Consider the following 24,405-nt stretch of genomic DNA (forward strand, 5'->3'; position numbering starts at 1 on the left):
CCCCAATCGTCTTTCTCCCATTGCAGCGGATTGCCATGACCCAGAGAGTTTCCATCGCCGACCTCATGGCGCAGTCCGGCGTCGCGTTCGGCACCAGTGGCGCGCGCGGCCTTGTTACGGCGATGACGGATCGGGTATGCTTTGCCTATACGCAGGCCTTTCTACAGCATCTTGCCATCATCGGCCAGTTCGGCCCGGGAACCCATGTCGCCATCGCCGGCGACCTGCGGCCGTCGAGTCCCCGGATCATGGCGGCTTGCGCCACGGCGATCGAACATATGGGCGGCGCGGTGGATAATTGCGGCTTCGTGCCGTCGCCTGCGGCAGCCGCCTATGGCTTCTGTCGGGGCATTCCGTCGCTGATGGTGACGGGCAGCCATATCCCCGACGACCGCAACGGCATCAAGTTCAACCGCACCGATGGCGAGGTACTGAAGGCCGACGAACAGGGCATCCGTGCGCAAATCGTCGATCTGCCCGACCTGTTCGATGGCGAGGGGATGCTGGCGCCCACCGCGCCTGACGCGCCGCTAGTTGATGCCGCGACGCCCTATATTGCGCGCTATGTCGATGCGTTCGGAAGCCAGGCACTTTCAGGCATGAGGCTAGGCGTCTACGAACATTCGGCGGTGGGGCGCGACATATTGATCGCTCTGGTCGAAGCGCTGGGCGGGGAAGCGGTGTCACTGGGCCGTTCGAACAAATTCATCCCCGTCGACACCGAAGCCGTCCGGCCCGAAGACCAGCAACTCGCGCGGCGATGGGCGGCGGACCTGAAGCTCGACGCGATCCTATCGACCGATGGAGATTCCGACCGCCCGCTGCTGGCCGATGAAAGCGGCGCCTGGATGCGCGGCGACGTGCTGGGCATATTGTGCGCGCGGGCGCTGGGTATCGGCGCGGTGGCGACGCCGGTGAGCTGCAACAGCGCGGTCGAGTTATCGGGCCTGTTCAACGCGGTGCGCCGCACCCGGATCGGATCGCCCTTTGTCATCGAAGCGATGAACGCGCTCGCAGCCGAGGGGCAGAAGAGCGTGTGCGGCTATGAGGCCAATGGCGGCTTCCTGCTGGCGACGCCGGTGGTGGCGGCGGGTGGGACGCTGGGCGCGCTGCCGACGCGGGATGCGGTGTTGCCGATCCTCGCGACGCTGATCGAAGCGGGGCGGCAAGGGGTGGCGCTCTCCGCCCTCTTGGCGCAGTTGCCCGAACGCTATACGTTCAGCGAGCGGTTGCAGGCCTATCCCACGGCGCAGAGCCAGGCGCTCATTGCCCATCTGGAACAGGGCAACGAGGCCGATGTCCTCGCGCGGCTGACAGCGATGTTCGGGGACATCGCGGGCGAGGCGGACAGGATCGACCGAACCGACGGGCTGCGCATCCATTTTGCCGGCGGCGACATCATACACTTACGGCCTAGCGGCAATGCGCCGGAACTGCGCTGCTACACCGAAAGCGACAGCGCAGAACGGGCGGCGGTGCTCAACGGGCAGGCGCTAGTGCTGGTGCGAGATTATCCTATTCCGGGCTGACCGGTCCGGCGCGGACGGCGAAAGCAACAGCGAGTGAAGCAGTTATTCGCAATATTGCGCTTTGCAAGTCCTTACAAAAGATCGATTTTCGTGCGCATGCGGTTGGGATGATCGCACACTATCCTGTTTCCTTTTAGGGACTTGCCGTGCAGGCCGCTAGCGCGGAATGGCGAGCAGGGCAGAAACCGGTCCCTGCGCGATCGTGAAATCGCAATTCCCCTCCAGCAGCAGGCAATCCCCCCTTTCCCAAACCAGCCCATTCGCCTGTCCCACACCGCTGAGGGGTGTAAACCACATCTGCTTGCCTTCCGGCACCCTGAGGCTCTGGTCTTCGCTCCAGTGGACGAGGTCGAGCGAGAAGGGGGCTTCGTCCTCGCCAATTAGGCGGGTTTCAGCGCCAGGCCGCGCCTGGATCAGGGCGCGCTCATAGGGCGTGAGGCGGCTGACCGCGACGCCATCGTCGAGATGCAGTTCGCGTGGGCGGCCATAATCATAAAGGCGGTAAGTGACGTCGGCATTCTGCTGAATCTCAGCGAGCGTGATGCCAGCTCCGATCGCATGGACAGTGCCCGCCGGGATGAAGTAGCAGTCGCCCGGCTTGACCGGCTTCCAGTCGATCCACTGTTCGAGCGATCCATCCTGCGCGGCGGCGCGGAACTGATCGGGGGTCATGGCCGCAGTGAGGCCAATGCCCAGCGTCGCGCCAGGTTTGCAATCGAGGATATACCAAATTTCCTCCTTGCCGCGCGCCAGCCCCTTGTTACAGGCTTGCGCATCGTCGGGATGCACCTGGATCGAAAGCCGTTCGCTGGTGAAGATATATTTGACCAGCAGGGGCAGATCGCGACCGTCGCCGCTTTCGAACCAGACTTCGCCGATCTGGCGGCCTGCGCCAGCGGCCGCGAAGATCGGCGGAAGGTCGGTTCGGCCCCATGGCTTTTCGACATAATGGGGAACAAGCTTTTGCATCGACACAGTATCCCGATTTTTTAGGCACGGATTCTCTTTCGAGTCACTTTATCGCTGTCAACATAATCCCATGAAGATAGCGGCCATAGTCGGACTTGCCGAGCTTGCCGATCGCCTGTTCGAGGCCGTTGGCGTCGATGAAGCCCTGGCGGAAGGCGATTTCTTCGGGTGCGGCGACCTTGAGGCCTTGGCGCTTTTCGAGAACGCGAACGAATTCGGCGGCGTCGAGCAGGCTGTCGGGCGTACCGGTGTCGAGCCAGGCATAGCCTCGTCCCATGAGTTCGACATGCAAGTCGCCGCGTTCCAGATAGACGCGGTTGACGTCGGTGATCTCCAGCTCCCCACGGGCCGAGGGCTTCATGTTGGCGGCGATATCGACGACCTTTTCATCGTAGAAATAGAGGCCGGTGACCGCCCAGTTGGACTTTGGCTGCTCGGGCTTTTCCTCGATGGTTTCAGCCTTCATCGCTTCGTCGAAGCTGACCACACCATAGCGTTCGGGATCGTTGACATGATAGGCGAAGACGCTCGCCCCTTCCTTGCGCGACGAAGCGCTGGCGAGGATTTCGGGCAGGCCGTGGCCGTGATAGATATTGTCGCCAAGGATGAGGGCCGACTGCTGGCCCGCGACGAAATCGGCACCAATGATATAGGCCTGCGCCAGGCCGTCGGGGCTGGGCTGCACCGCATAGTCCAAGGTCATGCCCCAGGCCGAGCCATCGCCCAGCAGCGACTGGAAGGCCGGCAGGTCGCGCGGGGTCGAGATGATGAGCACCTCGCGGATGCCCGCCAGCATCAGCGTGGTCAGCGGATAATAGATCATCGGCTTGTCATAGACTGGCATGAGCTGCTTGGAGGTCGACAGCGTCATGGGATAGAGGCGCGTGCCGCTGCCCCCAGCAAGAATGATACCCTTCATAGCTTCAAAGTTCCCAATAATCCGTCGGCCGCCGGCTGCAGCCGGTCCATCACTTCATCGAGCGACGTGCGCCAGTCGGGCAGCGTCACGCCATGGGCCTGGGCGATCCGCGTGCAGTCGAGGCGAGAATTGGCGGGCCGAGTGGCGGGTGTGGGATAATCGGCGGTGCCGATATGCCGCACCGATGCCGACGGACCGCCGCGCGCCGCCGATGCGGCGAAGATCGCTTGCGCAAAATCGGCCCAGCTCGCTTCGCCCGATGCGGTCATGTGGAAGATGCCGCGCAGCGCCGGGCTACCATCAGCTACCATATTGGTAGCTACCTGAATGATACTATCCGCGATCGCCAACGCGCTGGTGGGATTGCCCACCTGATCGCCGACCACGCCCAGCTCGTCACGGTCGGCCGCCAAGCGTAGCATCGTCTTGACGAAATTGCCGCCGAACGGGCTGTAGACCCAAGCGACGCGCAGCACCGCGCTGTTGTCGCTCGCGGCCAGCACCGCCCGCTCACCCGCCAGTTTTGATGCGCCATAGACGCCGGTGGGGCCGGTGGGATCCGTTTCGACATAGGGACAGTCCAGCGTCCCGTCGAACACGTAGTCGGTCGAGATGTGGATGACGGGGACGCCGAGCTTCTTGGCCGTCTGTGCGACCGCGCCGGCGCCGGCACCGTTGACGGCAAAAGCGAAATCGCGTTCCGTCTCCGCCTTGTCTACCGCAGTATAGGCGGCGGCCGAGACGATCACGTCGGGCTTCGTCGCCTCCAGCGCGCGGATGACTGAGGCGGGATCGGCCAGATCGAGGTCAGGGCGGCCGATTGCGATCACCTCATGCCCGGCGGCCTTACCCCGTTCAAGGAGGCTGGTGACGACCTGCCCCGCCGTCCCGGTAACGGCGATTCTCATGCCTTGACTTTCTCGAGGCCCAAGCGCTGGCCGTCATACTGGTCGCGCAGCGGACGCCACCACCAATCATTGTCGAGATACCAGCGCACCGTCTTTTCGATGCCCGTGTCGAAATTCTCCTGGGCCTTCCAGCCCAGCTCGTTCTCTAGGCGGGTCGCGTCGATCGCATAGCGGGCGTCATGGCCGGGGCGGTCGGTAACATATTCGATCAGCTCGACGCGGGGCGTGTCGGTGGGGCGCAGTTCGTCGAGCATGTCGCAGATGCGCTTGACCACGTCGATATTCTTGCGCTCGTTGCGGCCGCCCACATTGTAGGTTTCGCCCGGTTCGCCCTTTTCGATGATGAGGTCGAGCGCACGGGCATGATCGTCAACATAGAGCCAGTCGCGGATATTCTCACCCTTGCCATAGACCGGCAGCTTGCGCCCTTCGAGCGCGTTTAGAATGGTCAGCGGAATGAGCTTTTCGGGGAAGTGATAGGGGCCGTAATTGTTCGAGCAGTTCGACACCACCACCGGCAGGCCATAGGTGCGCTGCCAAGCTTTCGCCAGATGGTCGGACGCGGCCTTAGACGCCGAATAGGGCGAGGAAGGATCGTAGGGCGTGGTTTCCTCGAACAGGCCTTCGTCACCCAGCGAGCCATAGACTTCGTCGGTCGAGACGTGGAGGAAACGGAAGGCGGCCTTAGCTTGTGGGTCCAGGCCATTCCAATAGCCGCGGGCGGCCTCCAGCAGGGTGAAGCTGCCCACCACATTGGTCTGGATGAAGTCGGCCGCGCCGGTGATCGAGCGATCGACATGGCTTTCGGCGGCGAGATGCATGATGCGGTCGGGCCGGAACTCGGCGATGGCTTGGTCCATCGCGGCGCGGTCGTAAATATTGGCGTGCAGGAAGCGATGGTTGTTGCGCCCTTCGACTTCCTGGAGAGACGCCTCGCAGCCGGCATAGGTGAGCGCGTCGATGGTGAGGACATCATAGTCCTTTCGCAGCACCAGATAGCGGACGAGGGCCGAGCCGATGAAGCCGGCACCGCCGGTGACGATCACGCGCATGGGTCTACATTCCTCAATCAAGCGGCAGGAGTGGATGGCCGTCATAAGCGAAGGGGCTGTCAAGATCGGCCAGTAGAGGATGCATCACATCTTTAGAGGACAATTCCGGCACTATGCCGTCAGGTATTGGCCACGCGATACTGATCGCCGGATCATCCCAGCGAACGCCCCCGTCATAATCCGGTGCATAGGTATCGGAACATTTATAGCTCACTTCACAATCCGGCTCGAGCGTCAGAAATCCATGGGCAAAGCCGATCGGGATGAAAAGCTGAAAGCCATTTTCAGCAGACAGCTCGGCGCCGGCCCATTGCCCATAGGTCGGCGACCCTTTGCGAATATCCACTGCCACATCGAAAATACGACCGCGGATGCATCGCACCAGCTTGTCCTGACCGCGAGGTGGCGTCTGGAAATGCAAACCCCGTAAAGTGAAACGCGGGGCGGACAAGGAGTGGTTATCCTGAATAAACCGACATTCGATGCCCAAAGCGACAAAAGCCGGTTCGGAATAAACTTCTGTGAACCACCCACGCGCATCCATGTGCCGCATGGGCTTTATTAGTCTGAGTGGTGACATATCATAGTGCATTATCGCAAGCATCCCCAGCTTGGACGCCCACCGTTCAAATTACCGGAAAGACCGTACACAGCCAAGCGTTGTGGCCCTCTGCCGGGTCTGCCAACGATGACGATCCCACAATATCCCGCTTTTGCGCCACAGGGTCACGATTTTCGCGGTGGAACAGCTCAGCCGAGCTATCTCGTCCCAATGGCTTCCCGCCTCAATAATGGTTGTCACATTCGTCTTTCTTCGGCATTGCAAGCACGATTGCGTCCCTGGCTGGTTGAAAGACGGATGGCACAGGTTTTCGCGAGACTATCCGCAATAACGAAAGCCTGGGCGACAACAATGCGTCATTCTCGAGGACAGCCCCCTCAAAATATGATCACGCCAAATCCGACGTCTCCGAGGCGCCCTCTTCACAGCATGGTGCTGACGATCGATGACTATGTCGGCTACATATTGAACGGAGAGCGCCAGGATCAGCGGATTCGAACGATCGACCGACCCGGTTTCCTGGTTTGCGGCCCCTATCGTCCCTTAAAGGCCGGCACCTACACCATCGCCATATTAGGCGAGGTGGACGATGGCGGCATGCTCGCCTTTGTCGATGTGGCCTGCGATAGCGGCGCACGCCAATTGGCGAAAAGCGACATCACGGTCCAGGCCGGACCCGGCATCATCAGCATTTTTTCGCTCCATCTGCCGGAGGATGTTGATGATCTCGAAATCCGACTGGCCGTCGCGGCGAACACGCGGCTCGCCTTCCAGGGTGTTCATATCCAGGAACGCGACGCAGACAAAGACTATGCTCTGCTGAACAAGAGCTATGCCAGCGATGCGCACTGGTCGGTTGTCCTTTTTGGTTCATGTCTGTCCCATGTGAAGCCAGACATTCCCTTCTACCTTGTTATCCCCAGGGACGATCAAGGGCTGTTCGACAGGCTTTTTGCCAGCGCCCATGCCATTGGTTTCATCGATAGATTGCCGATTACCCTATACGAGGACTGGGTGTTGGCAAAAAGCGACAATGTGACGCCCGCTGGGTTCACGGGCTGGCAGGTCCAGCAGGTCGTCAAGCTGGCCTTTTCCAGGCTCGGCCTCTGCCGTCAGTATCTGACCTGCGATTCGGCCCAGTTCTTCACGCGGTCTTTCGATTTCACTACGGCGATGTTCCGTGACGGCATCCTGTGCACGACCGCCCGCCCGCAGGACCGAGACGAGATAGAGCGCCATTTCAGCAATACCGGAGAACAATGCTGGCTACAGGGCGAACTTGTTTCCGCCAGCGTCGCATTCGACGCCATTGATGCTCATTTCACATCTCGGCGCGAGCCGCTCAAATATCATTATATCGGTTGCAACGGCATATTCGATGCCGATATCTGCCATGCTCTGGAAGCGAAGGCCGCCGATTTTGGCTATGGCAATTTCGTTGGCCTGATCAATCTGTGCCCTTATGAATTTGCTTGGTACGGGGCGTTCGTCACCTACTGCCATCCCGATCTGTTCAAACCGATCGAACCCTGCATATTCCGCCCGATCGTCGAGGCAGACCACCTACTTGATGAACCGCCGCCGACCGGAGACGACGGCTTTTTCGGCTATCTTTTCCAAAAACCGGCTTGCGACGACCTGCAGCCGATGCAGACCTACCTAGCTTGCTTGGCGACGTGAACAGCCACATTAGCGGAGAGGCGCAAAAAATGCACAGGCGGCGAATATTGGCGCGCTCTGATGCTTCATTGTAACTCGTGTTAAGACCCCTTTATGGGCACCAACACCAATGCCGATTGACGCTTATTCGTCCGCCAATAAGCAGCCGGCGGCGCCGGGATGCGATCGGCAAAGCCATTGCTGGGTGGTCGGATGAAATGCCCCATCAACCAGCGACGACCTTGGGGATCGACAACCAGCGCGGCATATTCCTGAGGATTGGTGGGCAGGCCAAGATCGACATCATCACCTCCGCCGAATGTGTTTTGGCCTAGTGGAGCGGAACTACGCTTTGCAGCGAGGCGATAGCAGCCACGAACCTTGCCAAGAGGATCGTTACAGCCTCTCCCGCCAAGGGCGGCGAACGCAATTATGGAGTCGCCATCGACCCAGAAGCCCATGAGATTGGCGATCTGGTTGCTCATCTCGTCCCGGCCAAGTGTCCACACCTCGGCAGACAATGGATCGAATGGGCGGACCATCCCTACGGCTCCCTTAATTTGAGGAATCCCGTTCACCACAGTCAGTTCAGCGCCACGGACAGCTGAGCTGTTTATGACGGCTTTTCCCACCTTCAGCGCCGACCAATAAAGATATAAGCGTCCTTTGAAGGCCAGTAGTCGGGGCACCGCTGCCACTTCGCCGATGGCCCCCTTTTGAATACCTCCGAGAATGACCAGCGTACGATCCATGTCTAGTTTGCCGGTGTTGGGGTCGTAGACGCTGATACAGGACGATGTTTGATCGACATTGAATTTGCTACCGTTCTCTACAGTGCATTCAAAGGCGACATAGGTGGTGTTATCATGCAACGCGACGGTCGGATCATAGGCTGAACGAATGCGAAGGCCGCGCATGGGACCGCCTGTTACTAGCGCATGAGTCTGGCCGGTGCGGGGATCGATCGAGGTGTCGAGAAGCGCCGTGGTGCTGATGAAGCGATGTGTCTTCCAGTCGAAGCGGTCAAGCACCAGACCCCAGCGGTTGAATGGACGCCCCTTCGCCTCGTTGGCCGGATCGCCGCCGCTACAGTCGTTTGCGCCGGACACGCCTGCCAGCTTGCCTTCGATCGTCACCAGCCTCCGTCCGATGAACATGCTGGGGTTGCCTGGCAATTGCGCAAAGGATGTCGCGTTGCAGGCTGGTTCGGCAAGCGGCTCGGCCGCATCTATTGACAATTTTCTTGGCATGCCAGGCTTACCCGCTTGCGAAGTTGACGCAACCCGCTGTGGCGCTAGGGGATTTTCGCTTGATGGAGCCATCGTCACCGCCGCTGCCGCACCTAGTGCTGCGACGCCCGCTATAACCGCTGCTTTCATCCTATATCCGCCTCGCCTGATTAAGGCTATACGCAAGTGAGGGACTTGCCGTTCCCGCGTACAAGAATACGGCACCGCCTGCGCATCAGGTGCGATCTGTATTATCCCGACTATGACTGGCAAAAACCATTCCATTGCGATAATCGCTGCCACAGTCCCATGCATGACCGGCCACCCCAGCTTTGCGGGTAACTTGGGCCGGCCTTCGGGGGGGTGATCAAAGACATGATCTTTCCAGGTCTTGTATGGAGCACAGAATGCTTTCCAAGTTTCTGAACGACAAACAAAAAGTCAACTATCGCCGCAAGGGGAACCAGTATCGCGACGCAGGGGACTGGCCCAATGCGGTCAGCGCCTACACCAAGCATCTCGAAGAGAATAGTGGCGATCAGGCCATCTGGGTCCAGCTAGGTCACGCTTGGAAGGAACAAGGGCTCTTAGAAGAAGCGGCTCAAGCCTATCAGATGGCGGTCGATCTGGATGTGGACGATCCCGACGCCAACATCCATCTGGCGGATCTGCTGCGCCGGCTTGGCCGCCTGGAGGAGGCACTGGCCGCCTATCAACGCGTCAACAAGGTCGCGCCCAACGCCGAAGCCATCCGCAACATCCGCTTGCTGCGCAAGGACAACAAAGTCAGCGCAGCCGCGGAAATGGGTGAGGGGACTGTCTTTTTCGCGATCCAGGATTTGTTCGGCTATCTGAAGGCACATGTCACCATGTCGGGGATTCAACGGGTCCAAGCCGGCATCGCGCTGCACGCCATCAAGGATGAGGGCGTCGATGCCCGCTTCATCGTCGGCAATGCGCTTGAACATGTGCTGCCCGCCGGCGAGTTCTGGATGGCCGACAATGCCGAAGTGCTGCGCATCATCGACTATGCGTCGGGCAAGCAGGTTGACCATGACATCCTGCGCGCCATGATACTATCCTGCGAGAATGACGCCGTCCGGGTGCGCCCGTCGCATGGCAGCACGATCATCCTGCTGGGCGCCTTCTGGGGGCTGGGCAACAGCATTCGGGAATTCATCCGGTCCAAACGCGATGGCGTGCGGATCGGGGCCTATGTCTATGACATCATCCCTGTCACCCACCCCGAATTCTGCGACGAGGCATTAGTCACCGATTTTTCGATGGCGATCTGCGAGCTATGCGCGGTTGCCGACTTCATTCTAACCATTTCCGATGCGTCACGCTTTGCCCTAGCGGAGTTTATCGCTAAAAATGGCGGCCGTCCCATACCGATGCAGACCGTGCCGCTGGCCCATCACCTGACCCAATCCGCAGACGACGCGGTTGAGTGGCCCGAGCAGCTGCGCCAGGTGAAGGGCAAGCGCTATGTTCTCTATGTCTCGACGATCGAAGCGCGCAAGAACCATCTCTATGTGGTCAATGTCTGGCGGCGCCTGATGGCCGAGGGGGTGGATGTTCCCGATCTCGTCTTCGTGGGGCGGCATGGTTGGAAGATCAGCGGTCTCATGGATGTGCTCAAGGCCACGAACAACCTGAATGGCCGCCTGCATATCGCCCACAACCTGTCTGACGGCGAACTGAACGCGGTATATGCTAATTGCGACTTTTCGGTGTTCACCAGCTTTGTCGAAGGCTGGGGCCTGCCGGTGGGCGAAAGCCTGTTGCATGGCCGACCCTGCATTGCTTCTGACACATCGTCCATTCCGGAAGTCGGCGGCGACTTGGTTGAATATGTTGATCCCTTCAACCTGACCCAAGGCATCGAGATATTCCGGCGGATGATAACGGACAAAGGCTATCGCGATGCCCGTGCCAAGATGATCCGCGACCAGTTCGTTCCAACAACATGGCAGGATGTAGGTAGTAATTTTCTTAGTAAGGTCAAATTCTATCAAACCGCTGATATCATACCGTTTCAGACCAGTCTGGAGGAAGGCAAAGTGCTTTCGCTACGGACCAAGGCCGGCAGTACAATCGATATCAAATCATATTTCGACATCCCAAGGCGCATCCTGATCGAATCCGCCCATCTCTACGGATCGGAAGACCATGGGGTTTGGATGAAAGGTTCCAATCCCAGCTTCAGTATCCTTACCGGCATGACGGCAGGCGCCTCGCTGCTGGTCTATTTACAGGTGTCGGTGGCACCAAGTAGCCAGGATTGCATGCTGACGATCTTCAACGCAGAAAACGACGCGATGAGAGCGATCCGGTTGCAGGAAGTGGCCACGGGCCAGGTCATCAGGCTGATGACCAAGGCGGGTGACGACGGCGCGATCCAGTTGCGCTTCGACGTGACCGGCCCCTACCCTCGATATGAGGGCGACAATCGTGATTTCGTCATCGGGCTGCGCTCCATCGGTTATGCGACCCCGGAGAATTTAGTCGCGCGACAGGAGCTGTACGAAGCCATGAGCCTGGTGGACCTGACATCCTGACATCGCATTCCCGCAACACGGCGCTGCGACGATCATGATGGCTGGATCAACGGACGTCGCTGTCTGCATCGACGGCAGGCTGCTGGAAGATGGCGGCGCGGGCACCGGGGTCGGGCAATATGCCCGGACCTTGGTGCAGGCGTTGCGATTGGCAGGCAGAGCGCCGCTGATCCTGAGCGACGGCGAACGCACTGCGCGCAGGTCACGCCCCGCAAAATGGGCGGCAGCGCTGCGTCCTTGGCCCCGCGGAGCCACCATCACGCCGGGCGGCTACCGGGCCTACGACATTTTCCGTGAAGCCCATGTGTTTTTCAGTATCTATGGGCGGATCATGCCGCTGCGCCTGCCTGGACCAACGGGCATCATGCACTGGAGCTATCCCTTGCCCATGCGCATATGCGGGTGGCGCAACATCTACACCGTGCATGATGCTATGCCGCTTGATCCCGATATCCCGACACCTGTCGACGGACGTCGGCTGCGGGCGGTACTGGACGGCTTGGCGGCGTCAGGAGGCTCCTTCGTCACCGTGTCGAACGCCGCGCGCCAGGCCATAGTGGAAGCCACCGGCTGGCCACCCGGCAAGGTGGCAATCTGTCACCAGGGCGTCGACATTGACGATATGGCGGTGAAAGGGCGCGACACCCTGCCCGCCGGACTGCAGGCAGGCGGCTATCTGCTCTATGTCGGCGCGGTAGAAGCCCGCAAGAATCTAATCGCCCTGCTTGATGCCTACCGGGCGAGCGGCATCACGACACCACTAGTCATATCAGGTCCTGATGGCCTGGATGCCGAACATATCACCGCCCAAATACAGGACACCCCCGGCGCGATCCGCCTAGGGCTGCAACCGCGGGATGCCGTGCTCCGGCTCATCGCTTCAGCCCGCGCCCTCATCCTAGTATCGCTGGCCGAAGGCTTCGGAGTTCCAGTCGCCGAAGCCATGAGACTGGGGACGGCCGTTTTGTCCGCCAACATCCCGGCGCTCACCGAAGTAGGCGGCGGCGCGACGCTGCTGATTGATCCGCGTGATCCGGCGGCGCTGCGCCATGGCCTAGCCACGATCGATGGTGACGCCGCGCTAAGGGAGAAGCTAGTCCGCGCCGGGCTGGAAAGATCGCAATATTTCGGACTGGAATCCTATGCACAGCGGCTCGCGAACCTGTATGGAATGGCATGACTGAGACTGTACCAGCCAAGCTGCGCATTGGCATTGATGGCTATAATATGGCACTGCCCCAAGGTACGGGCGTTGCGACCTATGGACGGAACCTGGCGGCGGCAATCGCTGTGCTTGGATATCGAGTAGACCTGTTGTTCGGTCTGAACATCCCACGCAAGACGGGCGATGAGCTGCGGGAGTCGCTATTCTTTGGGCAATTGGGTGCTGATCCGCCTCATCGCCTGACTATGCGGCGGCGGATACGACGCTGGCGCGTACATCCCTTCGCCCACGATATGACCCGAATATCCGTCGCCGGACGCACCGTGTCGCAGCAAGGCAGCGATCGCCTGCCGTCGTTTGACCGGCTATTCAACCGGGCGGAACTGTTCGACATCTGCGCCCGCCATTTTCGCCGCTACGACAAGTTCATGACCGTCAGAGTGCCCGATCCGCCCGCTATCATGCACTGGACCTATCCGCTGCCCATCCGCTTGGCTGGCGCGCGCAATATCTACACCCTGCATGATCTGGTGCCGTTGCGGCTGCCGCAGTCCAGTCTGGAGGACAAGCGCTATTATGACAAATTGGTCCGTGCTTGCGTGGGGCAGGCGGACCATATCGTCACCGTGTCAGAAAAGTCCCGCGCCGACATTATCGAACTGCTTCAGGCCGATCCGGCGCGGATCACCAACTGCTACCAGAGCAGCGACATGCCTGCGCTGCGCGATCCAGATGCCTTGCCCAATCGCCTGCATCAGTTGTTCGACCTCAAGATGAAGGATTATCTCCTGTATTTTGGCGCGATTGAGCCCAAGAAGAATCTCGGCCGCCTCATTCAGGCCTATCTCGAAGCGAATATCGCCACCCCCCTGGTGATCGTCGGGGCCGAGGCCTGGCATGCCGACCGGGAACTCAAGCTGCTAGGCGCCGCCCATGGCAGAAAGCTGCCCGGTGTCGATCGTATCCGGCGCATCGACTACATCCCGCGAACCCTGCTAACTGATCTGTTACACGGTGCTAAGGCATGTCTATTTCCGGGTCTTTATGAAGGCTTCGGCCTGCCCGCGCTCGAAGCGCTGGCTGCTGGGGTGCCGCTGCTGGCCAGCACGACCGGAGCCTTGCCCGAAATCACCGGTGGTGCGGCCCTAACCATCGATCCCTATGACATTGATGCCATGGTTGACGGAATACGCAGATTGGACGGCGATTCCATGTTGCGCAACAGGCTAACGCAACATGGTCCCCTACAGGCTGACAAGTTTTCCCTGATCAGATTTTCAGAGCGCATAGGCCAACTTTACCAAGGCATCTGCAGACGCTAGACGCCTCAAGCGCTTTTAACCTTGGGCGAAGCACAGCCTGATAACGGCATTGGAGTAATAGCATGTATCTTAAGCGCGGGACGCAATGGATCCGTCCAGGGGTCATCCTACTTACGGCGACGTGCCTGAGCGGGTGCGCGACCCTGCCGCGCAATGGCCCGACTGGAGCCCAGGTCGAACGGAGTGCGAAGCACAACGCAATGGGCTTCAGAATTATCGATATTGCGCCCGACAATATTGACGCCCTGTCTACCACGCAAAACCAGGCCGGGGCCTTGGCCGCGCTGGCCGCAGATGGCAACATTGACCTGATCGGCCCTGGGGACGTGCTGGCGATCGAGATTTACGAAGTGGGCGTTACGTTGTTTGGCGGACGCGCGAATATAGGTGTCGCCGGCACCATGCTGGAAAACGACCTCAGCATGTCGGCCAGCAGCGAAACCGTGGGTGGCAGCGGTGTCGTGGTCGACCGCAATGGCAATATCAGCCTGCCTTATGCAGGAACCCTCTCCGTTGCCGGCCTGACCACCTCGCAGGTACAGGACCGAATTGTCGCGGCGCTGCGGGGTAAGTCGCAAAGCCCACAGGTCATCGTCTCATTGCGCCGCAACATCTCCAATGCCGTCGTCGTGATGGGGGACGTGACCAACCCTGGCCGGATGCCGCTGACACTGGCTCGCGAACGGCTGTTGGACGCAATCGCCGAACGGGGTGGAATAAATCGGATGGTGCAGACCGGCTCCTCGACAGCCACAGGCACCGGCGCGCAGGACGTCATCGTGCGCTTCACTCGGCGCGGCCGCGTGGCTGAGCAAGCGCTGGACAGCATCGTTGCAGGATCAGTGGACGATCTGGTCCTGCTGGGCGGCGACCGGATCGAACTGATCCGTCAGCCGCGCACCTTCACCGTATTCGGCGCGCTCGACCGCGTTGCGCAGGTTCCCTTCGAGAGCCGGAGGCTGACTTTGGCGGAAGCACTTGCCCGAGCGGGCGGCCCCAATGACAATCGGGCCGATCCCAAGGCGGTGTTTATATTCCGCATGGTCCCCGCCACCGATCTGGTGGCTCAGGGCATTCCCGCTTCGACGACGGAGATCGCCTATCCGGTGGCCTACCGGATCAACATGATGGAGGCGGAAAACTACTTCCTGTCGCAGCGCTTCACGATGCGGGACAAGGATTTGATCTATATCGGCAATGCTTCGGCTAATCAGCCCCTGAAGCTAGTCCAAGCACTCGGTCAGCTTTTTGCGCCTGTGCTGAGTGTCCAGAACGCCACGCGATAAGTGAGGGTGCCCGCTGGAACCAGCGGTGGGCACCCCCCTCTATCGATCAGGCCGCATGTTCCTTAACGCCGGCTCGCAACAGCCAACCAATGCCATAGATCAGCAGCAAGGCGAAGAAGATCGTCGCCACCGTCTTGGTCCGTTCAGGATACAGCGCCTTTACCGGCATGTTGGGATCGACCACCGGCACAACGAACAACTGCTGGCGTCGGGCTTCGTCCTGTGCGCGCTGGAGCGCGGCCGATGCCATTTCCAGCTGCTTGCCGTCCATCTCCTGGCGGATCTTGAAGCCTTCATACTCCCCCAGACCCGCCGCGACATTGCCCGGTCCCTGCGACAGCTTGGCTTGCTCTGCGGCCACCTGCCGCGACAGCGCCGCGACACGGTTCCGCAAAGCAATTAGCTGCGGGCTGTTGCGCCCGACAACGGCGGCCATGGAGGCTTCCTGCGCGCGGGCAGCGGCCAACTGAGCCTGTAGTTCAGACACCATGCTGGTCCGCGACGTACCTGTCACCTGGGGGTTGAAGTCCTGCCCGCTGCGGCGGAACTGAGTGATCTGGCGCTGTGTCTGCGCCAGATTGTTCTCCGCCTCGCGCACGCGGCGTTCCGCCATCTGAATCGCGTTGGCATAGTTGCGCTGGTTGAGGGTGTTGACCCGCGCCTCGCTCAATCGCAACAGTTCCTGGACAATCCGGTAGGAATCCTCTGGCCGGAATGAACGCACCTTGAGCGTCGTGATGCCCGTTTCTGTGCTGACGTCCACATCAACCTTAGCCTTGAAATATTTCTCCAGCTGCTCGGGCTTGGGATTGGCGTACCACAGCCGTGACAGCGGGTCCGCTTCGGGCCGACGGAACCGGTCGATCAGGCCGATGCGCTTTTCCAGCGCATTCACGGCATCATGTGACTCTAGATAGTCGGCGACTACTAGCGCGTCGCGCTCCGATGACGCGCCGCCAACCATGGTCAGTGCCTGACTCAATCCGCTCGGTGCGGATGTCGGCGTCTGTGACGTACGCACGACGAAATGCGCTTCCGATTGATATTGGTTGGATGCGATTAAGTAAAAATACAAGGCCGCCAGAATTGTTGGAAAAAGAACGATGATACACCAGCTGCGATGTTCTTTAGTCCATTCAATCAGCCGCGATCCAGCTTTTGAGTATAATTTATCCAAAATACAAGACCTTACGATGAAGGGAAAATGTTAGAGATTTTTGATCCGGCAACAAAGCTGGCTGCGTGCAACAGGGGCGTGAAATCGATTCTATCTGTCAACGAAGTACGACGTTTTCAGGCCGTGTGCCTCCGGGCAGTATAAGCAACCAGGCCTCCTCGTGCATGTCGGGCCAAAGCTTTGGCCACGCCAACACTCCCAAATGTCTGAAACGATCATCATCGCGGCGCTTCTACAGCGGGACGCTGCACCTTAGAATATAAAATCGTCACTCCCGTCGATGTTCTGTCATCAGGCCGCCGATCATATCGCGGGGTACGTGCGATCGCAAAGCCATGGTCGCATTGCCGGCAGCTTTGCCCTATAGGTCCGCCCCTATGAAATTGCCTTCCCTCATCGCCGGCGTCTCGCAGCGCATCCGCCGTAGTCATGCGCAAGATGCTGGTATCCGCTTGTTCAATCTCGAACATCTTCTCTCTTATCCCCGCCAACGCAACGAAGCGGTCATTCGCGAGCTTTGTGCGAACGCCTATCTGGGTGGGGAAAGATCCTTGTGCCGGGTGCTGGGCCGATACAAGATGATTATCGACACTCGTGATGTCGGCCTGTCAAGCCACCTGCTGCTTGATGGCTATTGGGAAATGTGGCTGACTGAATTGTTCGCCACGCTGGTGAAGCCGGGCATGAAGATCATCGATGTCGGCGCCAATCTGGGCTATTTCTCGCTGCTGATGGCCGACCTTGTGGGCCCGACAGGTCAGGTCCATGCCTTTGAACCCAATGTCGATCTTGCCCATCGCATGGCGCAGAGCCTGGCGCTCAACGGTTTTTCTAGGATCGCGACCGTTCATGAACAGGCATTGGCCGATGCCGAAACCGACGTGGTTCTGCTTGTCCCCAAAAACGAACCGAAAAATGGCCACCTCCTGCCCGCTGATCATCCCACATCGAGCGATGACGCAGTCGAAACCCGGCTGATGCGGACAAGGCGGCTCGACAGCTATCCCGAACTCTATGACGCCGACATTATAAAGATCGATGCCGACACGTCCGAAATGACGATCTGGTACGGCATGTCGGCCATCTTAGATCAGAGGCGGCCGCTGACGATCGTGCTAGAATTTGCGCGCATCCGCTATGCCGATCCGGGTGCCTTCATCGACCGGATCCTGGCCGATGGCTTCAGCCTGTCGGTCATCATGCTTGACGGCGGCGTCCAGCCCATCGACCGGGAGGGTATCCTCGCTGCGCCTCCGCAGGACGATGTCATGCTGCTGCTGGTACGGTGATGCCCTCGCTGCCCTGATCCTCAGTCGCAGGTAAAGCACAGCTTCGCGATGGCGCATCCCCCGCCGGGAGGCGCTAGGCCGATACGGACCGGGCCGGGTCGGGCCGGAAGCGGCAGGGACAGGACAAGGGGTTCGCCCGCCCGTCCCTCGAAGCACGACGAATAGCCATGGATGTCGATCCCGATCGGCGCGCCGCCATGGTCGGCGGCAACATGGATATGCAGGACCCCACCAGCGCATCCGGCCCAGCGGAACCACAGCGACACATCGTCGCCGGCAATCCGGCATCCCGTGGCGGTCGGAAGGCCCCATCCATGCCCGTGGCGCAGGACTTCGCCCGGGGCATCGTCATGCTGCATCCCGCTGTCCGACAGGAGGGACCAGATACCCGGCCCGCCGACCAGCGGCAGGCCCGCCTCCCCCCGTGGTTGAACGGTGACTGCCTTCCCCAGCAGGTCATAGGCGATGTGGTGCCATGTTCGGGGCTTGTAACCCGCCGTGATCGCCGCTTCGGCCGCGTCGCGCACGGGCTTGTCCAGCAGGGCGCATACCGCATCGGCGATCGTGGCCGGATCGTGCGGATCGAAATAGCGCGCGAAGCGCCCACCGGCCTCCGGCAGCGAGGAGACGGCGGAGATGGCCGGCACCTTGCCATAGGACAATGCTTCGGACACCGGCAGGCCCCAGCCTTCGTAAAAGCTGGGATAGAGCGCGAAGAGACAGTTTTCGTATAGGGTGGCCAGCCTGTCGTCGGGAACGCCGTGCAGGATATGCACCCGTTGGCGCAAGGCAGGGTCATGGCGCAATGTCCGGTGGATCGCGTCGTTGAGCCAACCTCGCCCGCCCACACACACTAGATCGGGCATGTCGGCTTCATCGAGCCTATCGCGCAGCATCACCCATGCTTGGAAGGCGCCAATGTGATTTTTCCGCGGTTCGAGTGTGGACACGAGCAGGACGAAGGGACGCGTGCCAAGCGCATAGTCTCGCAGGATCGATCGATCGGCGGCATTCTGCCGGAAATCACCGTCAAGCGCGACCACAGACACCGTCTCAGACGGGATGGCCGCTTGGCGTTCGACCGACTTGTCCAGCAGATCCTGCCGGGTCGCTCGCGATATCGCCAAATACCCGTCGGCCGAATGGAGCAGCGAGGTAAACCAAGCCCGATAGTCGCGCACCAGCGAACCGATGAACCAGGTCGGATCGATCAGCGGAATGAGATCGAATACCAGCGGGACATAGATCATGCCTACGCGGGCGCGTAACGTGCGCACGTCGAGCAGATAATTGCGATCCGACCAAGATGTGCCCAGATTGACGAGCGTGGTGCCGGCGGGCAAGCGCAAGGTGCGCGCCGTGGCCATCGCCCGGTAGATGCCGACAAGCTGGGCCACCCAAGCAGGATCGCCCGCGTCATCACTTTGCTTGGCGAGGCGGCACAGCGCGAAGAACTTGTCTCTTGGCAGCATGATCCAGCTGCGCCGGCTGCTCGAATAGCCACAGAAGACTGCCCTGTGTGCGGCGGCATCGTCCAGCAATGCGAGCGATATTTCGATCTGGACGCGCTGGATGCCGGTGGGGAGGCGCGATCGGCCGAAAAAGGCCAGCAGGTCGGTGACATCGAACAGAACCGGCGCGTCCGACAACGTTACAACCTCCTGATCCAGCACCATGTTTGGAGCAATGCCGAGCGCGGCGAGCGCGGCGGCCCAGAAAGTTGAGTCGACGGCCTCACGATCGGGCATGACGCGCGCGAGTTCGGAAATTGCCTGCAAATCTTGGGGTTTGCGTTGCAAGGCGCGCACGAAATGGCGGGCGGCCTCATCGGGCTGCTGCCAGGCCTTCGCCATGTGCCCAAGGTGCAGAAGCGGTTCGGCCTGTCCTGCCCCAAGACGCGCCGCCTCTTCATAGGCGGCGGCAGCGCGGTCTATGGCGCCGGCCTCCTTTTCCATGTGCCCAAGCTGCACCCACAGATGATAGAGATGCGGTTCAATGGACAGCGCTTGGCGATAATGATGCGCCGCCCCGCTCCAATTCTGGCCTACCCGCGCGGTATCGCCAGCACGTATCTGTGCGGCAGTGCGGCGACGTACCGGCATGCCATTAGACTTTGGCCTGATCCAGCGGATCAGATTCCCTCGCCATGTCTTCCATGTCTGCATGCAACCGACCTAGAGCGCATGGGGCAAAGATGACACTAGTTTTTGGCCGGCACCAACCGGGCGCGCGAGCCTTCGGCCGGGCCGATCGCTGTCCCCACGAAAGCAGCCGATATGTGGCACAAATCGACCCTATTTTCATTCCGGGCTGATCCCGCCTTTATCTGGACCGGACCGATGGCGATGTCGCCCATATAAAGCGATCTGACTATTCGTCGATGCTGCCGCGCTACGCCGCACGCTCACCACCATGGGGTGCATCTAACTGCGCTGACATGCGACTATAGCCGTCCCTTTCGGCAGGATGGAACGTGTGTCTTGTGCCGATGCGCATTTCGGCGCGGCTACATAAGTTACTGCCTAGGCATTGATCCATATTCTCTCTACTAGACAGGCGATTCAGTAGGGGATCCATCACATGACGAAAAGTGCTATAGTTACCGGGATCAGCGGCCAGGACGGTGCCTATCTGGCGGAAAATCTTCTTAACCGGGGCTATACCGTATATGGCACCTATCGTCGCACCAGTTCGGTCAACTTCTGGCGTATCGACGAACTAGGCATCACCGATAATCCCAATCTGAAGCTGGTCGAATATGACCTGACCGATATGGGCTCCGCGATCCGCCTGATCGAAACGTCGGAAGCGACCGAAGTCTACAACCTCGCTGCCCAGAGCTTCGTAGGCGTATCGTTCGATCAGCCGATCACCACCGGCCAGATTACTGGCCTCGGCGCGGCGTATCTGCTAGAAGCGATCCGTACGGTGAACAAGAAAATCCGATTCTACCAGGCATCAACGTCGGAAATGTTCGGCAAGGTGCAGGCGATCCCGCAGAAGGAGGATACGCCCTTTTATCCTCGCAGCCCCTACGGCGTGGCCAAGCTCTATGCCCACTGGCTGACTGTAAACTATCGCGAAAGCTTCGATATCTTCGGCACAAGCGGTATCCTGTTCAATCATGAATCGCCGCTGCGCGGCCGTGAGTTCGTAACCCGCAAGATCACCGACACCGTTGCCAAGATCGCCCATGGCAAGGCCGAGATGCTCGAGTTGGGAAATCTCGATGCGAAGCGTGACTGGGGCTATGCCAAGGATTATGTCGAAGGCATGCGCCTGATGCTGCAGCATGACACGCCCGACACTTATGTTCTCGCGACCAACCGTACAGAGACCGTGCGCCATTTCGTCGAGCTCGCCTTCGCGCAGATCGGCGTCACGCTCGAATGGTCGGGCAAGGACGAGAATGAAATCGGTGTTGATGCCAAGAGCGGCAAGACCCGGGTTCGCATCAATCCGGCCTTCTACCGTCCTGCCGAGGTCGACCTGCTGATCGGCGATCCCGGCAAAGCCGAGCGTGAGCTGGGTTGGAAGCCGGTCGTGGAGCTTGAGGAATTGACCAAGCTGATGGTCGAGGCGGACATGCGTCGCAATTCCGCGGGTTGGTCCTTCTGATGCGGGTGGCGTTGACTGGGGCAACTGGATTTACCGGTCGCTTCGTTGCCGACGCCCTTGAACGGGCGGGGGCGACGCCGCTCCCGCTCAAGGTCGATCTTACCAATCCTGACGCTACCGATCTGGCCATCCAGGCGGCGGATTTCGACCATGTGATCCATCTCGCCGGGCATGCCTTCGTCCATGCCGCCGACTGGCACCCCTTCTACACGGTCAACCAGATCGGCACCCTCAACCTGCTCGATGCGGTGGCGCGCAAGACGGAGGGGACACGATGCATCTTAGCATCAAGCGCCCAGATTTATGGTCCCAATGCCCAGGGCCTGATTACCGAAGAAGCGACGCCTAATCCCGCCAACCATTACGCTATCGGCAAATATGGCATGGAGTTGGGGTCCAAGCTCTGGGCCGACAAGTTGGACATCGTCATTGCGCGGCCGTTCAACTACACTGGCATAGGACAAGACACCAAATATCTGGTGCCTAAGATCGTCGATCATTTCCGCCGTCGCGCCCCTGTGATCGAGCTTGGCAACACATGGGTGCAGCGCGACTTCGGAGATGTCCGTTCGGTTGCCGACGCCTATGTCGGCCTGGTCATGGCCCCGGACGTCCCGCGTGTCGTCAACATCGCGACCGGCAGCGTCTCATCCATCGGCGACATCATCGAAACGCTGTCGGCGCTCAGCGGACATCAGATCGACATCAAGATTAATCCTGCCTTCGTCCGCAAGGGCGATGTGGAAGTATTGGGCGGCGACGCTACGCTTCTTCGCAAGACGCTTCCCAACTGGAGTCCACATGCGATCGACGATACGCTCCAATGGCTGTATGAGGCCATGAATTGATGACGATGTCGGGCACTGTCAGCACGTCTCCTGAAACATCGCTCTGCTAACGCAATTGCGAAAAGACAATGATTTCATTCCAAGATGTATCAAAGACATATCATATCCGGCGGTTCCACAAGACCGTCTTCAGCGACCTGAGTTTCCAGATTGCGACAGGCACGAGCCTGGGCATCTGCGGGGCAAACGGCGCCGGCAAGTCGACTTTGATGCGATTAATATCCGGTGTTGAATCACCGACCGCCGGACGCATCGAGCGAACGGTATCCTGTTCCTGGCCCATAGGATATGCCAGTTGCTTCCAGTCGAGCCTCACCGGGGCCGATAATGCCCGGTTCATTGCCCGCATCTATGATAAAGACATCAAAGAGCTGTGCGCCTATGTCGAAGACTTCGCTCAGCTCGGCCCTTATTTTTATCAGCCGATCCACACCTATTCAGCGGGCATGCTGGCTAGGCTGGCATTCGGCGTATCGCTGGCGATTGAGTTTGACTGCTATCTCGTCGATGAGGTCACGGCCGCAGGTGACGACAGATTTCGCCAGCGTTGCGAGGAAGCACTTCATTATCGGCGCGAAACTGGAACGCTGATCATGATCAGCCACGACCCCAATACTTTGCGATCCTATTGCACGCGCGGGGCCGTCCTCAACAAAGGTGTACTGACATTCTACGACAGCATCGACGAAGCCATCGAAGTTCACATGCATAATCAAGCCGCAGCCTGAGACATTTCGCTGTCAGGGTGCCTGGTTAAATCGGCTGCTGCGCTGGAACGGGAATGAGCCACACCGCTAGCGGCGCGACCGAAGCGGTGAATGCATCGAGGTAAAGCAATCCGGTCATAGTTTGAATGATATCGATGTAGTATCCGATAGCTATCGGATTGCTTCCCGGTTATCCAAACGCTACACCGCTGTCCCATGCCAACCATCGCGTTCATCAGCCCCAAGGGGGGCGTGGGGAAGACCACGGCCGCCCTGCTCCTTGCCTCGCAACTGGCGCGTGGGGCCAAAGTGTCGGTCATCGACGCCGATCCCAATCATCCCATTGCCGCGTGGGGCAAGGACGCAGTCCTGCCCGGCAATCTGTCGATCATCGCCGATGTCGATGAGGATACTATCCTCGACAAGATCGAGGATGCGGCGGCGCAGACCCCCTTCGTCATCGTCGACCTAGAAGGCACCGCGGCCAAGATCGTGCTGCTGGCAGTCAGTCAGGCCGACCTGGTCGTGATCCCGATGCAGGGATCGCAGCTCGATGCGGAACAAGCGAGTCGGGCGATCCGGGTACTCAAACAGCATGAGAAGATGACGGGCCGCGCGGTGCCCTATGGCGTGCTGCTGTCGCGGACGAGCCCAATCATCCGCACGCGGACCATGGGTCATATCCAGGACGGCCTGACCGACGCTGGCGTGCCGATGTTTAAGGCGCAGTTGCATGAGCGCGAGGCGTTCCGGGCGATCTTTTCCTTTCGCCAGACGCTGGAAGCGCTCGACCCAAGGGAGGTCGCCAATCTCGACAAGGCGATTGCCAATGCCGAACAATTCGCGGTCGAGGTAATCGAGCAGCTGCGCAAGAGCCGCGGCAAGGCCGCGAACAAGGAGGATGCAACAACATGAGCCGGGCCAATCCTTTCAGCGACCTTGACGATTTCGCGTCCGATGGCACGGCCAAGCCTGTCCCTGCAGACGCAATCAACAAGATTGCGGAAAAGGCGGGTTTTCCGAGCCGCAAAGCCGAGAAAGCAGCCGCGAGCGAGACAGCGACGTGGACAGCTGAAGCGCGCGTCCCCTCTCCTGCCCCGGCCTCCGGTCCGCATCGTGCCCCGCGCCGGCACACCACGGGACGCAATCGGCAGATCAACATCAAGGCGACCGAAGAGACGATTGAGGCGCTTTACCGGATCGCGGACAAGATGGGTGTGCCTTTGGGCGCTGTGCTGGAGCGAGCGCTGACGGCGTTGGCGAAGGATATCGAGTAGCTATCCTATAGCTACATAGTAGCTATAGGATAGCTTTCAGTTATCGCGGCTTATCGCTTCCATCATGAGGCGTCCGCTATTGGCGGCTTCGCTCTGATGGGAATAGTTCGCCCTCTCCACATGTCGGACGATTTCGACACCGGCTTCCTTCATCACATCTCTCGGTTCGTGGATAGCGGCGAGCACAGTCATGCCTGGGGCACAAAGCGCGCTAGGCAGGCTTGCCCTCGACAAGGGCGCTGACGATGGTGGTTTATGGCGACCTGTCAGAAAGGCGTAATGTCATATGGTATCCGGTAGCTATCCAATATCGTTCTCTGGATGAGCT

The 24,405-nt window shown here is 59.8% G+C and carries 21 protein-coding genes; 12 read left to right on the forward strand and 9 right to left on the reverse strand.

What is annotated here, in order from left to right; translation table 11 throughout:
- Positions 1–35: 35 nt before the first annotated feature.
- The gene (locus ACGGKE_RS18575; protein ID WP_325233966.1) at positions 36–1,529 is read left to right on the forward strand and encodes a phosphomannomutase; all 1,494 of its coding nucleotides are present in this window, start codon (positions 36–38) and stop codon (positions 1,527–1,529) included.
- Between the two features lie 156 nt (positions 1,530–1,685).
- Here ACGGKE_RS18575 and ACGGKE_RS18580 read toward each other — a convergent pair whose 3' ends face one another.
- Genes ACGGKE_RS18580 through rfbC form a run of 5 tightly spaced genes read right to left on the reverse strand, consistent with a single transcriptional unit; the run spans position 1,686 to position 5,957 of the window.
- Positions 1,686–2,504 carry a class I mannose-6-phosphate isomerase gene (locus ACGGKE_RS18580; RefSeq protein WP_394443443.1) on the reverse strand — a complete coding sequence of 273 codons (819 nt, stop codon included), beginning with the start codon at positions 2,502–2,504 and terminating at the stop codon, positions 1,686–1,688.
- Positions 2,505–2,541: 37 nt separating this feature from the next.
- Positions 2,542–3,417 carry a glucose-1-phosphate thymidylyltransferase RfbA gene (gene rfbA, locus ACGGKE_RS18585; RefSeq protein ID WP_325233960.1) on the reverse strand — a complete coding sequence of 292 codons (876 nt, stop codon included), beginning with the start codon at positions 3,415–3,417 and terminating at the stop codon, positions 2,542–2,544.
- Entirely contained in the window at positions 3,414–4,325 is a 912-nt protein-coding gene (gene rfbD, locus ACGGKE_RS18590) for a dTDP-4-dehydrorhamnose reductase (RefSeq protein WP_325233958.1), read from the reverse strand. The genes rfbA and rfbD overlap by 4 nt, the downstream gene beginning before the upstream one ends.
- Positions 4,322–5,377, reverse strand: a complete 1,056-nt coding sequence (gene rfbB / locus ACGGKE_RS18595) for a dTDP-glucose 4,6-dehydratase (RefSeq protein ID WP_325233954.1) — start codon at positions 5,375–5,377, stop codon at positions 4,322–4,324. Before rfbB ends, rfbD begins: the two co-directional genes overlap by 4 nt.
- Positions 5,378–5,390: 13 nt before the next feature.
- Positions 5,391–5,957: a dTDP-4-dehydrorhamnose 3,5-epimerase gene (gene rfbC / locus ACGGKE_RS18600; RefSeq protein WP_325233983.1), complete on the reverse strand. Its 567-nt coding sequence runs from the start codon at positions 5,955–5,957 to the stop codon at positions 5,391–5,393.
- A gap of 411 nt (positions 5,958–6,368) precedes the next feature.
- On the opposite strand from rfbC, the gene ACGGKE_RS18605 reads away from it, so the two are divergent.
- The gene (locus ACGGKE_RS18605; RefSeq protein ID WP_325233951.1) at positions 6,369–7,619 is read left to right on the forward strand and encodes a DUF6492 family protein; all 1,251 of its coding nucleotides are present in this window, start codon (positions 6,369–6,371) and stop codon (positions 7,617–7,619) included.
- A gap of 80 nt (positions 7,620–7,699) precedes the next feature.
- Here the strand turns inward: ACGGKE_RS18605 and ACGGKE_RS18610 are convergent, their stop codons facing one another.
- Positions 7,700–8,977 carry a hypothetical protein gene (locus ACGGKE_RS18610; RefSeq protein ID WP_325233948.1) on the reverse strand — a complete coding sequence of 426 codons (1,278 nt, stop codon included), beginning with the start codon at positions 8,975–8,977 and terminating at the stop codon, positions 7,700–7,702.
- Between the two features lie 257 nt (positions 8,978–9,234).
- On the opposite strand from ACGGKE_RS18610, the gene ACGGKE_RS18615 reads away from it, so the two are divergent.
- The 4 genes from ACGGKE_RS18615 to ACGGKE_RS18630 all read left to right on the forward strand — a co-directional run bounded on the left by ACGGKE_RS18615 (position 9,235) and on the right by ACGGKE_RS18630 (position 15,161).
- A complete protein-coding gene (locus tag ACGGKE_RS18615) occupies positions 9,235–11,388 on the forward strand; it encodes a glycosyltransferase (RefSeq protein ID WP_325233945.1) in 2,154 nt (717 codons plus the stop codon).
- 34 nt (positions 11,389–11,422) lie between these two features.
- Positions 11,423–12,568, forward strand: coding sequence for a glycosyltransferase family 1 protein (locus ACGGKE_RS18620; protein WP_325233941.1), 1,146 nt, complete (start codon positions 11,423–11,425; stop codon positions 12,566–12,568).
- Positions 12,565–13,875 carry a glycosyltransferase family 1 protein gene (locus ACGGKE_RS18625; protein ID WP_325233938.1) on the forward strand — a complete coding sequence of 437 codons (1,311 nt, stop codon included), beginning with the start codon at positions 12,565–12,567 and terminating at the stop codon, positions 13,873–13,875. Before ACGGKE_RS18620 ends, ACGGKE_RS18625 begins: the two co-directional genes overlap by 4 nt.
- Before the next feature lie 200 nt (positions 13,876–14,075).
- On the forward strand, positions 14,076–15,161 hold the full coding sequence (locus ACGGKE_RS18630; protein WP_325233935.1) for a polysaccharide biosynthesis/export family protein: 1,086 nt from the start codon (positions 14,076–14,078) through the stop codon (positions 15,159–15,161).
- A gap of 46 nt (positions 15,162–15,207) precedes the next feature.
- Here ACGGKE_RS18630 and ACGGKE_RS18635 read toward each other — a convergent pair whose 3' ends face one another.
- Positions 15,208–16,338 carry a lipopolysaccharide biosynthesis protein gene (locus tag ACGGKE_RS18635; RefSeq protein WP_325233932.1) on the reverse strand — a complete coding sequence of 377 codons (1,131 nt, stop codon included), beginning with the start codon at positions 16,336–16,338 and terminating at the stop codon, positions 15,208–15,210.
- A gap of 377 nt (positions 16,339–16,715) precedes the next feature.
- On the opposite strand from ACGGKE_RS18635, the gene ACGGKE_RS18640 reads away from it, so the two are divergent.
- Complete coding sequence (locus tag ACGGKE_RS18640; protein WP_325233929.1) at positions 16,716–17,627, forward strand: FkbM family methyltransferase; 912 nt, start codon at positions 16,716–16,718, stop codon at positions 17,625–17,627.
- Between the two features lie 20 nt (positions 17,628–17,647).
- Here the strand turns inward: ACGGKE_RS18640 and ACGGKE_RS18645 are convergent, their stop codons facing one another.
- On the reverse strand, positions 17,648–19,729 hold the full coding sequence (locus tag ACGGKE_RS18645; protein WP_325233926.1) for a glycosyltransferase family 1 protein: 2,082 nt from the start codon (positions 19,727–19,729) through the stop codon (positions 17,648–17,650).
- A 478-nt stretch (positions 19,730–20,207) separates the two neighbouring features.
- On the opposite strand from ACGGKE_RS18645, the gene gmd reads away from it, so the two are divergent.
- The 5 genes from gmd (at position 20,208) to ACGGKE_RS18670 (ending at position 24,077) form a co-directional block, all read left to right on the forward strand.
- Positions 20,208–21,245, forward strand: a complete 1,038-nt coding sequence (gene gmd / locus ACGGKE_RS18650) for a GDP-mannose 4,6-dehydratase (protein WP_086486484.1) — start codon at positions 20,208–20,210, stop codon at positions 21,243–21,245.
- A gap of 11 nt (positions 21,246–21,256) precedes the next feature.
- Positions 21,257–22,093, forward strand: coding sequence for a GDP-mannose 4,6-dehydratase (locus tag ACGGKE_RS18655; protein ID WP_325233919.1), 837 nt, complete (start codon positions 21,257–21,259; stop codon positions 22,091–22,093).
- A 68-nt stretch (positions 22,094–22,161) separates the two neighbouring features.
- Positions 22,162–22,821: an ATP-binding cassette domain-containing protein gene (locus ACGGKE_RS18660; RefSeq protein ID WP_325233916.1), complete on the forward strand. Its 660-nt coding sequence runs from the start codon at positions 22,162–22,164 to the stop codon at positions 22,819–22,821.
- 195 nt (positions 22,822–23,016) lie between these two features.
- A complete protein-coding gene (locus tag ACGGKE_RS18665; RefSeq protein WP_325233914.1) occupies positions 23,017–23,715 on the forward strand; it encodes a ParA family protein in 699 nt (232 codons plus the stop codon).
- Positions 23,712–24,077: a hypothetical protein gene (locus ACGGKE_RS18670; protein WP_325233912.1), complete on the forward strand. Its 366-nt coding sequence runs from the start codon at positions 23,712–23,714 to the stop codon at positions 24,075–24,077. Before ACGGKE_RS18665 ends, ACGGKE_RS18670 begins: the two co-directional genes overlap by 4 nt.
- A 36-nt stretch (positions 24,078–24,113) precedes the next feature.
- On the opposite strand, the gene ACGGKE_RS18675 is transcribed toward ACGGKE_RS18670, so the two are convergent.
- Positions 24,114–24,269, reverse strand: a complete 156-nt coding sequence (locus tag ACGGKE_RS18675) for a hypothetical protein (protein ID WP_394443410.1) — start codon at positions 24,267–24,269, stop codon at positions 24,114–24,116.
- Positions 24,270–24,405: the final 136 nt, after the last annotated feature.

It is taken from the genome of Sphingobium naphthae (assembly GCF_043589935.1).
Taxonomy (GTDB): domain Bacteria; phylum Pseudomonadota; class Alphaproteobacteria; order Sphingomonadales; family Sphingomonadaceae; genus Sphingobium; species Sphingobium naphthae_A.

What these genes read in the sequence shown, in the direction of transcription:
- ACGGKE_RS18575 (WP_325233966.1), top strand. Translation starts at nt 36, where the DNA reads ATGACCCAGAGAGTTTCCATCGCCGACCTCATGGCGCAGTCCGGCGTC.
- rfbA (WP_325233960.1), bottom strand. Translation starts at nt 3,417, where the DNA reads ATGAAGGGTATCATTCTTGCTGGGGGCAGCGGCACGCGCCTCTATCCC.
- rfbD (WP_325233958.1), bottom strand. Translation starts at nt 4,325, where the DNA reads ATGAGAATCGCCGTTACCGGGACGGCGGGGCAGGTCGTCACCAGCCTC.
- rfbB (WP_325233954.1), bottom strand. Translation starts at nt 5,377, where the DNA reads ATGCGCGTGATCGTCACCGGCGGTGCCGGCTTCATCGGCTCGGCCCTC.
- rfbC (WP_325233983.1), bottom strand. Translation starts at nt 5,957, where the DNA reads ATGTCACCACTCAGACTAATAAAGCCCATGCGGCACATGGATGCGCGT.
- ACGGKE_RS18605 (WP_325233951.1), top strand. Translation starts at nt 6,369, where the DNA reads ATGGTGCTGACGATCGATGACTATGTCGGCTACATATTGAACGGAGAG.
- ACGGKE_RS18610 (WP_325233948.1), bottom strand. Translation starts at nt 8,977, where the DNA reads ATGAAAGCAGCGGTTATAGCGGGCGTCGCAGCACTAGGTGCGGCAGCG.
- ACGGKE_RS18615 (WP_325233945.1), top strand. Translation starts at nt 9,235, where the DNA reads ATGCTTTCCAAGTTTCTGAACGACAAACAAAAAGTCAACTATCGCCGC.
- ACGGKE_RS18620 (WP_325233941.1), top strand. Translation starts at nt 11,423, where the DNA reads ATGATGGCTGGATCAACGGACGTCGCTGTCTGCATCGACGGCAGGCTG.
- ACGGKE_RS18625 (WP_325233938.1), top strand. Translation starts at nt 12,565, where the DNA reads ATGACTGAGACTGTACCAGCCAAGCTGCGCATTGGCATTGATGGCTAT.
- ACGGKE_RS18630 (WP_325233935.1), top strand. Translation starts at nt 14,076, where the DNA reads ATGGGCTTCAGAATTATCGATATTGCGCCCGACAATATTGACGCCCTG.
- ACGGKE_RS18640 (WP_325233929.1), top strand. Translation starts at nt 16,716, where the DNA reads ATGAAATTGCCTTCCCTCATCGCCGGCGTCTCGCAGCGCATCCGCCGT.
- ACGGKE_RS18645 (WP_325233926.1), bottom strand. Translation starts at nt 19,729, where the DNA reads ATGCCGGTACGTCGCCGCACTGCCGCACAGATACGTGCTGGCGATACC.
- gmd (WP_086486484.1), top strand. Translation starts at nt 20,208, where the DNA reads ATGACGAAAAGTGCTATAGTTACCGGGATCAGCGGCCAGGACGGTGCC.
- ACGGKE_RS18660 (WP_325233916.1), top strand. Translation starts at nt 22,162, where the DNA reads ATGATTTCATTCCAAGATGTATCAAAGACATATCATATCCGGCGGTTC.
- ACGGKE_RS18665 (WP_325233914.1), top strand. Translation starts at nt 23,017, where the DNA reads ATGCCAACCATCGCGTTCATCAGCCCCAAGGGGGGCGTGGGGAAGACC.
- ACGGKE_RS18670 (WP_325233912.1), top strand. Translation starts at nt 23,712, where the DNA reads ATGAGCCGGGCCAATCCTTTCAGCGACCTTGACGATTTCGCGTCCGAT.
- ACGGKE_RS18675 (WP_394443410.1), bottom strand. Translation starts at nt 24,269, where the DNA reads ATGACTGTGCTCGCCGCTATCCACGAACCGAGAGATGTGATGAAGGAA.